Origin of the sequence: Uliginosibacterium sp. TH139 (genome assembly GCF_002855595.1) — a bacterium.
Classification (GTDB): domain Bacteria; phylum Pseudomonadota; class Gammaproteobacteria; order Burkholderiales; family Rhodocyclaceae; genus Uliginosibacterium; species Uliginosibacterium aquaticum.
Map to the genome: position 1 here is coordinate 790,929 of NZ_PKRR01000001.1, position 9,878 is coordinate 800,806.

General features: G+C 56.5%; 8 protein-coding genes. 2 read left to right on the forward strand and 6 right to left on the reverse strand.

What is annotated here, in order from left to right; all coding sequences use genetic code 11:
* The first annotated feature begins 4 nt into the window (after window positions 1-4).
* Window positions 5-3,151: an efflux RND transporter permease subunit gene (locus C0V76_RS03690; protein ID WP_101940975.1), complete on the forward strand. Its 3,147-nt coding sequence runs from the start codon at window positions 5-7 to the stop codon at window positions 3,149-3,151.
* Complete coding sequence (locus C0V76_RS03695; protein WP_371459960.1) at window positions 3,148-4,545, forward strand: efflux transporter outer membrane subunit; 1,398 nt, start codon at window positions 3,148-3,150, stop codon at window positions 4,543-4,545. The genes C0V76_RS03690 and C0V76_RS03695 overlap by 4 nt, the downstream gene beginning before the upstream one ends.
* A 208-nt stretch (window positions 4,546-4,753) precedes the next feature.
* Here the strand turns inward: C0V76_RS03695 and C0V76_RS03700 are convergent, their stop codons facing one another.
* The 6 genes from C0V76_RS03700 to C0V76_RS19495 form a co-directional block, all read right to left on the reverse strand.
* The gene (locus C0V76_RS03700) at window positions 4,754-5,029 is read right to left on the reverse strand and encodes a hypothetical protein (RefSeq protein ID WP_101940977.1); all 276 of its coding nucleotides are present in this window, start codon (window positions 5,027-5,029) and stop codon (window positions 4,754-4,756) included.
* A gap of 618 nt (window positions 5,030-5,647) precedes the next feature.
* Window positions 5,648-5,902: a hypothetical protein gene (locus C0V76_RS19480; protein ID WP_158239133.1), complete on the reverse strand. Its 255-nt coding sequence runs from the start codon at window positions 5,900-5,902 to the stop codon at window positions 5,648-5,650.
* 651 nt (window positions 5,903-6,553) lie between these two features.
* Complete coding sequence (locus tag C0V76_RS03710) at window positions 6,554-6,949, reverse strand: hypothetical protein (RefSeq protein ID WP_101940979.1); 396 nt, start codon at window positions 6,947-6,949, stop codon at window positions 6,554-6,556.
* Window positions 6,950-8,224: 1,275 nt separating this feature from the next.
* On the reverse strand, window positions 8,225-8,794 hold the full coding sequence (locus tag C0V76_RS19485) for a hypothetical protein (RefSeq protein ID WP_143707339.1): 570 nt from the start codon (window positions 8,792-8,794) through the stop codon (window positions 8,225-8,227).
* A gap of 112 nt (window positions 8,795-8,906) precedes the next feature.
* Window positions 8,907-9,287 carry a hypothetical protein gene (locus tag C0V76_RS19490; RefSeq protein ID WP_143707340.1) on the reverse strand — a complete coding sequence of 127 codons (381 nt, stop codon included), beginning with the start codon at window positions 9,285-9,287 and terminating at the stop codon, window positions 8,907-8,909.
* 110 nt (window positions 9,288-9,397) lie between these two features.
* Window positions 9,398-9,664, reverse strand: a complete 267-nt coding sequence (locus C0V76_RS19495) for a hypothetical protein (protein WP_143707341.1) — start codon at window positions 9,662-9,664, stop codon at window positions 9,398-9,400.
* Window positions 9,665-9,878 lie beyond the last annotated feature (214 nt).

Genomic DNA, 9,878 nt, shown 5'->3' on the forward strand with positions numbered 1-9,878 from the left:
ATCCATGGCACGTTTCTTTATTGATCGCCCGATCTTTGCCTGGGTGATCGCACTGGTCATCATGCTGGCCGGTGCGCTTTCCATCGAGACCCTCCCGGTTGCGCAGTACCCCACGATCGCGCCGCCCACGGTGGCGATCAATGCCACTTACCCCGGTGCTTCGGCCAAGACCCTGGAAGACTCCGTCACCCAGATCATCGAGCAGAAGATGAAGGGCCTCGATGGCTTGCTCTACATGAGCTCGGCCAGCGATTCCTCCGGTTCGGTGAGCGTTACCCTGACCTTCGCTGCCGGTACCAATGCCGATATCGCTCAGGTGCAGGTGCAGAACAAGCTGCAGTCCGCGCTCTCCTCGTTGCCGCAGGAAGTGCAGAAGCAGGGCGTGACCGTCACCAAGAGCTCCTCCAGCTTCCTGATGGTGGTGGCCTTTACGTCTGAAGACGGCAGTCTTGGTCAGAACGACCTGGCGGACTACATGGTCGCCAACGTGATCGATCCGCTGAGCCGCGTCGAAGGCGTCGGTGAGATCCAGCTGTTCGGTTCGCAATATGCGATGCGCATCTGGGTGGACCCGGCCAAACTCAACAGCTACAAGCTCACCCCGGCGGACGTGAAGAACGCCATCACGGCGCAGAACGTACAGGTCTCTGCGGGCCAGCTCGGTGGTGCCCCGGCCGTGCAGGGCCAGCAGCTGAATGCCACCATCAACGTGGCGAGCCGCCTGCAGACGCCTGAGCAGTTCGGCCAGATCCTGCTGCGCAGCAATCCCGATGGCTCTTCGGTGCGCCTCAAGGATGTGGCACGCGCCGAGCTCGGTGGCGAAGGCTACAACGTGGTGGCCCGTTTCAAGGGCAAGCCCGCTTCCGGCCTGGCTGTGAAGCTGGCGGCCAACGCCAATGCGCTTGAAACCGCGCAGGCCGTGAAGGCCAAGATCCAGGAGATGAAGCCTTTCTTCCCGGCGGGCGTGAAGGCTGAAATTCCCTATGACACCACGCCGTTCGTGCAGAACTCGATCAAGGAAGTGGTGTGGACCCTGATCGAAGCCGTGATACTGGTGTTCCTGGTGATGTGGCTGTTCCTGCAGAACCTGCGGGCGACCCTGATCCCGACCATTGCGGTGCCGGTGGTGCTGCTGGGCACCTTCGGTGTGCTGGCCGCCTTCGGCTACTCGATCAACACTTTGACCATGTTCGGCTTGGTGTTGGCCATCGGCCTGCTGGTGGACGATGCGATCGTGGTGGTGGAGAACGTCGAGCGGGTGATGAGTGAAGAGGGCCTGTCGCCCTATGAAGCCACGCGCAAATCGATGGACCAGATCACGGGTGCGTTGATCGGTATCGCCCTGGTGCTGTCGGCCGTGTTCGTGCCGATGGCCTTCTTTGGCGGCTCCACCGGTGTGATCTATCGTCAGTTCTCGATCACTATTGTTTCCGCCATGGTGCTGTCGGTGGTCGTCGCCCTGGTGCTCACCCCTGCACTGTGCGCCACGCTGCTCAAGCCCATCCACAAAGGCGAGCATTTCTCGGAGAACTGGTTCTTCCGCGGCTTCAATCGCATTTTTGATGCGGGTGTGCTGCGTTATACCCGCACCGTAGGCAACATCCTTGGCAAGCGTGGCCGTTACCTCGCGGTGTACGGCCTGCTGGTGGTCGGCATGGGCCTGCTCTTCATGCGTCTGCCCACTGCCTTCCTGCCGGATGAGGACCAAGGCGTGCTATTCACTATCGTGCAACTGCCTGCCGGAGCCACTCAGGAGCGTACGGTTGAAGTGCTCAAGCAAGTCGAGAAGCACTTTATGGAGAAAGAGACGGAAGCCGTCGAATCCATCTTCACCGCCGCAGGTTTCAGCTTCGCCGGCAGCGGCCAGAACACCGGCCTCGCCTTCGTCAGGCTCAGGCCCTGGGAAGAGCGCCATGGTGCGAGCCAGCGCGTCAAGGCAATTTCCGGTCGCGCCATGATGGCTTTCTCGCAGATTCGCGATGCGATGGTGTTTGCCATTGCCCCGCCGGCCGTGCCCGAGTTGGGTAATGCCTCCGGTTTCGACGTGAAGCTGCAGGACCGCACCGGTGTGGGCCATGAAGTGCTGATGGCTGCACGCAACCAGTTCCTTGGTATGGCCATGCAGGACAAACGCCTCGTTGGCGTGCGCCCCAACGGCCAGGACGATACGCCGCAATACCAGGTGGATATCGACAATGCTCGCGCCACCGCGCTGGGTCTGTCGCTGACCGACATCAACGACACTCTCGCCACCGCCTGGGGGAGTTCCTATGTGAACGACTTCGTCGACAAGGGGCGCGTGAAGAAAGTCTTCCTGCAGGGTGAGGCTGCCTCGCGCATGCTGCCGGAGGATCTCGACAAGTGGTTCGTGCGCAACAGCACCGGCCAGATGGTTGCCTTCTCCGCCTTCGCTACCGGCCACTGGACCTATGGTTCGCCGCGTCTGGAGCGCTACAACGGCAACCCCTCAGTAGAAATCGTCGGCCTGCCGGCGCCGGGCTTCTCCACGGGCGCTGCAATGCAGGCTGTCGAGGAAATCGCCGCCAAGCTGCCGGAAGGCATCGGCTACGAGTGGACGGGAATCTCGTATGAAGAGCGTCAGGCCGGTTCGCAAGCGCCTGCTCTGTATGCGATCTCGCTGCTGGTGGTGTTCCTGAGCCTCGCCGCGCTGTACGAGAGCTGGTCCATTCCCTTCTCGGTGATGCTGGTGGTGCCGCTTGGCGTGATCGGTGCGCTGCTGGCCGCTTTCGGCCGAGGCCTGTCGAACGATGTGTTCTTCCAGGTAGGCCTCCTCACCACGATCGGCCTCGCAGCCAAAAACGCGATCCTGATCGTCGAGTTCGCCAAGCAGTTGCAAGAGGAAGGCATGGACCTGGTGGCGGCCACGCTGCAAGCGGTGCGCATGCGTCTGCGCCCGATCCTGATGACCTCGCTGGCCTTCGCGCTGGGCGTGCTGCCACTGGCCATTGCCACGGGCGCCGGCTCCGGCGGCCAGAACGCCATCGGCACCGGCGTGCTCGGCGGCATGATCAGCGCCACCGTGCTCGGGGTCTTCTGGATTCCCTTGTTCTTCGTGGTGGTGCGCAGCATTTTCAAATACAAGCCCTCGCAGCGTGAGCAAGCCGCTGCAGAAGGCAAGGAGCAAGCATGATGAAGCGCCCGCAATGGATCATTACGACGCTGGCCGCCAGTGTGCTCGCCGCCTGCTCGATGGCCCCCAGCTACGAGCGCCCGGTGGCACCGGTGGCCCAGGGCTGGAAAGCCGCCGGTGCAGGTGAGTACAACGCCGCTGAACTCGGCTGGCGCGAGTACTTCGCCGAAGAGCGCCTGCAGCGCCTGATTACCCTGGCGCTGGAAAACAACCGCGACCTGCGTGTGGCCACTGCCAACATCGACAAGGCGCGCGCCCAGTACCAGGTGCAAAGGGCGGCTCAGCTGCCGGCCATCAACGCCACCGGCGGTGAGAGCGCCACCCGCACCCCGGCGCAGCTCTCCACCACCGGGCAGGATCGTGTTAGCCGCCAGTACAGCGCCGGCATCGGCATGGCCAGCTGGGAGCTGGACTTCTTCGGCCGCATCCAGAGCCTCAAGGATCAGGCCCTGGCGCAATACCTGGCGACCGAAGAAGCCCGTAACAGCACCCAGATCAGCCTCATCGCCGAGCTGGCGAATGCCTGGCTGACCCTTGCTGCCGATCGCGAGCGCCAGAAGTTCTCCCAGGCCACGCTCGACGCCCAGCGCAATACCCTGAACCTGGCCCAGCGCCGCTTTGATGTCGGCACTTCGTCCGGGCTGGATCTGGCCCAGGCGCGTGCCGCGCTTGAAGCAGCACGCGTCGATGTGGCCCGTTACGCAGCCTTGGTAGAGCAGGATTTCAACGCCGTGACCCTGCTGACCGGCGGCGAAGTGCCGGCTGAGCTGTTGCCGCTTGCCCTGCCTGAGCGTGTCACCCAGGCCGCAGAGCTACCGGCAGGCCTGCCCGCCGAAACCCTGCTCAAGCGGCCGGATGTGCGCGCTGCCGAGCAGCAGTTGATCGCTGCCAATGCCAACATCGGCGCAGCGCGTGCAGCGTTCTTCCCGCGCATCAGTCTCACGGCCTCCACCGGTTTTGCCAGCCCTTCGCTTGAAGGCCTGTTCTCGGGAGACAACCGCACATGGAGCTTCGCCCCGCAGATCAGCATCCCGATCTTCGCCGGCGGCGCCAACATCGCTAACCTCGATGCTGCCAAAGCTAGCCAGCGTGCTCAGCTCGCCACCTACGAAAAGACCTTGCAAAGCGCCTTCCGTGACGTGGCGGACGCCCTTGCACAGCGGGCCACGATTGGCGAGCAACTTGAAGCCCAGCAGGCCTTGTCCCAAGCCTACAGCGACGCCTTGCGCCTGACCCAGGCCCGCTACGACAAAGGCGTGAGCAACTACGTGCTGGTGCTCGATGCCCAACGCAGCGATTACTCCGCACAGCAGAACCTGATCACCACGCGCCTTGCGCGCGAGCAAAACCGGGTTGAGTTGTACAAGCAGTTGGGTGGCGGGTTGAAAGAGTAAACAGACGCTTGGAAATAAAAAAAGGGGAGCCTTGCTCCCCTTTTTTATTTCAGCTGCGCGGATCAGTCTCACGTTTGAGGCGGTTACCCACTTTTTCCTGACGGCTGTGCCGACCAAGTACAGGTGAGCCGAAGATGCTTAGTGATTAGAGCAGTCCAAATACTGGAAAATCGCCGCTTCAAATGATTGTTGCACTTCAATGTTGAGACTACGCATCTGGTTTGGCACGGAAACACTTCTTGACTGCTTTGATGACTGCTACTGTCGCGAACATCACCACGAACACGATCGCAAGTGCGACGAGCACCGCCTCGCGACCCCACAGCATAAAAAGACTCAGGAAATCTGGGCGTTCGCCGCTGGGGTAAGGATAGAAGTACGAGGCGACCATAAGGGCAACCATGATGATAAAGGCGCCGCAGGCGATCAGCCCCTCGTGGATCGTACTCTTATCCTTCAGCGGTGACGGACTCTGTGAGGACATTGCACCAACCCGGATTTTCTCGACGGAATTGTTAGACCGCACTTTCATAGGGATAAATGTCTAGCTGCAGTTCAACTTTGGCTGTAGCCAGCCTTTGCATAAGTGCAGGTGAGAGGAGGAGCTCATAGTTACGGACCCCATAAAGGCCTACGAAGTAGTTTAGCGCGCCGCCAGTTGCGTAAAACGCAGCGAGCTGGTCACTCAGTCCGAGCAACACGGAAACTGCTTGATCCAGAACGTCCTCAAGTTGCTGATCCTCGGACGAAGTTTCTTTCGGTGTAAGCCGAGCGGACCAATAGCTCTCGCTTCTAACCCCGCCAAGCGCCGTTCCCTTTGGCGTCACACGCGCCTCACCAGCGACCCAGCCATGCCTGCGCTCCAGTGAAAGGAGCGCCGAAAGGTAAGAGAGGTCATGGGACGGGTGATTAGCTCGCAGCGAAACAATGTACGAGTAGGGATGCATTGCGGTCTAACGTGGAAGTGAGGGGGCGCCGAGCGTAGCGAGGGAAGCCAGCTTGCTGGCCGTCCCCTCGACTGTAGTGTTAGATCGTGTGTAGCTCACAAACGAATTGGCGCCTTTTTGCATGCTCATCACCCGATGCCTCAAGTACGTGCTCCTCATGCTTGAGAAAATTGACTGGCTTCTTCTTGAATGTCTCGAAGCACTGTAGCGCCTATTACTTCTTCGATGGGCCACTCAGCAACCAATGCATGAGAATCTTCAGAGCCAAGAAAATCCTGCGCCGATGCAACAGAGACCCAATTCAAAAGAACATAAGATATATGACGGGCATTGTCATCAACATGAAAACTAAATCCGATTTCTCCAAATGCGGCCCGGCGCTCTGCTTGGCTTTCTAGCTTTCCAAGCAATTCAGTTCGCCTCCGACAATCCACTTGAAACAGAACTTTGGTCATGTTGATGAGAGAAGATCTAACGTTTGAGGTGAGGGGCGCCGAACCGAAGCGGAGGGAACCCAAAAGCGCAGCTTTTGGGCGTCCCGCTCGACTGAACTGTTAGCCCATTGCTTGGACAATTCATCAGCCACGGCGCCGGACTACCGATAAACAACGGCGCTGCATTGCTCGCGCCACCGGGACAAAACTAAAAACATCAACGAACCCGAACGCCAAATTACAAACCTATCGGGCAAGCCGAAGATACAACGCCGCACGATCGAGCGACACGGCAAATCTCAACGGCATGAACGCCGACAAAGAAAAGAGTGGCGCGGCGCTCACAATGAAAACCAACTTTCAACCTGGCGCGCTCGTCATTCGGAGCCCACCGGCACGACGCTCAATTCAAAACCGAAACAAAGAGGCTAACGTGGAAGTGAGGGGCAGCCGGAGATGCGCAGCAGCGTAGGGAACCACAAGCGCAGCTTGTGGCTGTCCCTCTCGACTGTAGTGTTAGGCTTCATTGCCGGGGTACAGCCAGTCGATGATTTGCAATCGAAACGCCTCAAGTTTTTGAGCTGCATTAGCAAGGCGCAGGAGGTCTGCATTGAAAGCTTCCGGTTGCTACTCCTCTTCCACTTCTTCGCGCTCCCCTTTGCTGCCACGAAGCTTTGCGTTTGTACGCAGCAAACCCTCCTTGCCGTCCACGTTCAGCCACGAGTTATATCTTGAGTGAACCAGATCGTTTCGTCGCTCCCCGAGTTCTCGCAGCTCGACCATGAGTTTGTGAAATTCGGCCTTCGCTTCCGTGCGTGTGTTGTTTCGAAGATCAACAAATCGGGCAAATAGGACATCGGTTGTATTGAGCCGTTTCCCATATTCAAGATCGTTCGCAAGTATCCGAACAACCCCATCGTCTGTGTCGGCCATGAGCACGAGGAGGTCGTTAACAGCATCTTCCAAATGCTGAAAGGTAACGATGAAGCGGCCAAGTTGATGGTACGCAGTGGGGGCGTTCATTGGTGAGGCCTAACGTTTGACGTGAGGGGCCGCCGTAGCGGCAAAGCCGCGAAGGGAACCCACAAGCGCAGCTTGTGGGCGGTCCCTCTCGACGGAATGGTTAGGCATCTTTATGAGGGGCACGTTTTTTAAGAGTACTTAATCGTAATGTAAATCAAGGTGCCAACAAAAATTGCCAATACTAGCCAGAGCACAACCTTAAAAATAATACTCTTTTTTGCTCCGTATTCGAGCGCCTCACCAGCCGCTTCAACGGCGGCATATTCGATTAGATCATCTATCACGATCTCACCTCCTGCCTTTTAGCCAGATAAACACGGCTAGAGCTACCGCCAGAACGCTGATTGAAAGTTGAACATATGCGGCGACTGCGTAAGCATGCGCATCTCGATCTGGAAACGAACCCACCCACGCTGTTTGAATTGACCAAAGAAAAAAATAACCAGCCACCAACATTAGTGAAACAACCACTATCCAATAGAGCAATCGCGGAATCTCATTGAGTGGCCAAATCTTCATGATGCCTAACGTTTGACGTGAGGGGCCGCCGCAGCGGCGAAGCCGCGAAGGGAACCCACAAGCGCAGCTTGTGGGCGGTCCCTCTCGACGGAATGGTTAGGCGGTCGTTTGTACCCGCTACTGTTTTCACTTCTGTGGGTTGACATTCTTCACCTTCGTGCAGCTAGGTTTCAGGAGTGAACTTTTAATCTTAAATGAACCTTGTTTATTCCAAATAATGACTAAGGCATCAAAATATTCAGTACTCTCAAGGAATCCTTCATTGCATGCTGCGGGCGGTGGATGAACGCTCTTTAAGCGACGTTTTCCCTGTCGAACTTTGATGGATAGTGTACCGTCGGTATATGGAGCGCCAGCCCAAATAGATGACATGGTACTTTCTCTTATTAGACTGTGCTGCGCACCAAATATGCCGGCACTAATTCTGTTGCTATCGCAATGGTCCGTAATGAATGGGAACGTTGAATCAGGAATCTTTCCTGTGCGCATTTGCTTTTTAGTAAGAGTCTTATTGAAAACCACAATCGAAAAACTGCAGTCATCGCCGACACTGATGAGCTGAAGCTTATCAGTAGAATTTGCACGTGCACAATTAGATGCGAGCGTTGCAATAACTAGAAGTAAACATGTAGCGACGAAAGATGATATTGCGTGCATGCAGACGCCTAACGTTTGACGTGAGGGGCGGCCGGAGCCGCGAAGCGGCGGAGGGTATTTGCAAGCGCAGCTTGCAAACCGTCCCTCTCGACGGAATTGTTAGGCATTGCACCACATCCGATTGTTTTCAACTACGAATGAGCCGAATAGCCCTTCGCACTCCGAACCGTCGGGAGCATGTACCGCAACTCCCCTCCCCAAGACAGTGACAGCATGGTGAAGTGCTGAAATCGGAGACGGGGCTGGAGGCAGAGAAAGCCCATGAATAACAGTGCTGCGCGACACTTCGATATTCGGGATGTCATCGGCAGCATCTTGGTCAATGAATGGAGCCGCTCGTTCCATCTCATCAAACCGGCCACCACCAGAGAATTTGAGCAGATCGAGCCAGTTGGGGTAGGCAACGATAAGTTGCAGGAACTCAGTCAGTGATGCGGCTACAACTCCGGCCTGACCTTCGGAAGAGACATAGAGAACAAACCCGCTAGCATTTCCGAGCAGGAATACACCGCCCGCTCCTTCGCCCGCAAACGGAAAGAACTTTTCCTCAGCCTGTACGCTAAACCAAAGATGCACATCGTAAGGGCGAGAGAAATCAACATCGAATGCGTTCGCCAAAGTTTCAACGATGTGTGGTTGTTCGGCAATGCGCTGTACGGTCGAGTTCATAGTGCCTAACGTTTGACGTGAGGGGCCGCCGTAGCGGCGAAGCCGCGAAGGGAACCCACAAGCACAGCTTGTGGGCGGTCCCTCTCGACGGAATGGTTAGAGCGTGGGTGACCTACTTGCATGAACTTGGCTGCCATGGATTTGGGAAAGGATTCCTAAATCCATTCAATTTATTAACAAGGTTAACGTCGCGCTCTGAAATGTATTGTGTGACCCATGAGTTTGGATTTTCTTTGTAAAATTCTGATAAAAGCTGCATTTCACTTGCGATGGCGTATTGAGTTTTTTCAAGAGCAACATTGCTGCAGTTTTTGACTAGGTCGGCCTCAATTCCCCGATAATCTTGAAGGTGGTTAAACCACATTTCTGCTTGAATGGCCGTTAATTCATCAGATAGCCGACCTCGCTCGTACTTGGCGCCGTAAGAAAAGGACAAATATGCCACGGAGCCCAAGATGAAGAACGCAAACGCAAAGACTGCCAGTTTTTTCATGGAGAGCTCTAACGTGGAAGTGAGGGGCAGCCGGAGCGCGTAGCGCGGAGGGTACCAACAAGCGCAGCTTGTGGATGTCCCTCTCGACTGCCATGTTAGGAGCGCAATGACTACGCATTGTATTTCTCTACCAATCTTGAGGCCAAGTACAACGCCAGTGCAACAGGCGCTTGTATTAGAAAGGCGGAGACAGGAGTAAAGCCGATTGTTGAAGCATCTGCTTTTTGAATACAGTTAAAAACAACCGCCGCTCCGATGAGAGAAACCACCGGAGAACAAACAAGGCATCCAAATAATTGCTTTCTAAATCTTAGAGAAATAATCGCTCCCGGCGCTGCCAATACCACCCAAAACCAAAACAAATCTTCACGTTTCATGTGGTGCACCGTTAGTTCGTTCCAAGAAATATATGGCCGAGCGCAAAGATATAGCGATGCTGCTAATCCGATTGCGAACGACGACCAAACTATTTCTTTGCGCACGAACGAAGCTCCTAACGTTTGACGTGAGGGGCCGCCGTAGCGGCGAAGCCGCGAAGGGAACCAACAAGCGCAGCTTGTGGGCGGTCCCTCTCGACGGAATGGTTAGCGA

What these genes read in the sequence shown, in the direction of transcription:
- C0V76_RS03690 (WP_101940975.1), top strand. Translation starts at nt 5, where the DNA reads ATGGCACGTTTCTTTATTGATCGCCCGATCTTTGCCTGGGTGATCGCA.
- C0V76_RS19495 (WP_143707341.1), bottom strand. Translation starts at nt 9,664, where the DNA reads ATGAAACGTGAAGATTTGTTTTGGTTTTGGGTGGTATTGGCAGCGCCG.
- C0V76_RS19490 (WP_143707340.1), bottom strand. Translation starts at nt 9,287, where the DNA reads ATGAAAAAACTGGCAGTCTTTGCGTTTGCGTTCTTCATCTTGGGCTCC.
- C0V76_RS03710 (WP_101940979.1), bottom strand. Translation starts at nt 6,949, where the DNA reads ATGAACGCCCCCACTGCGTACCATCAACTTGGCCGCTTCATCGTTACC.
- C0V76_RS03695 (WP_371459960.1), top strand. Translation starts at nt 3,148, where the DNA reads ATGATGAAGCGCCCGCAATGGATCATTACGACGCTGGCCGCCAGTGTG.
- C0V76_RS19485 (WP_143707339.1), bottom strand. Translation starts at nt 8,794, where the DNA reads ATGAACTCGACCGTACAGCGCATTGCCGAACAACCACACATCGTTGAA.
- C0V76_RS03700 (WP_101940977.1), bottom strand. Translation starts at nt 5,029, where the DNA reads ATGTCCTCACAGAGTCCGTCACCGCTGAAGGATAAGAGTACGATCCAC.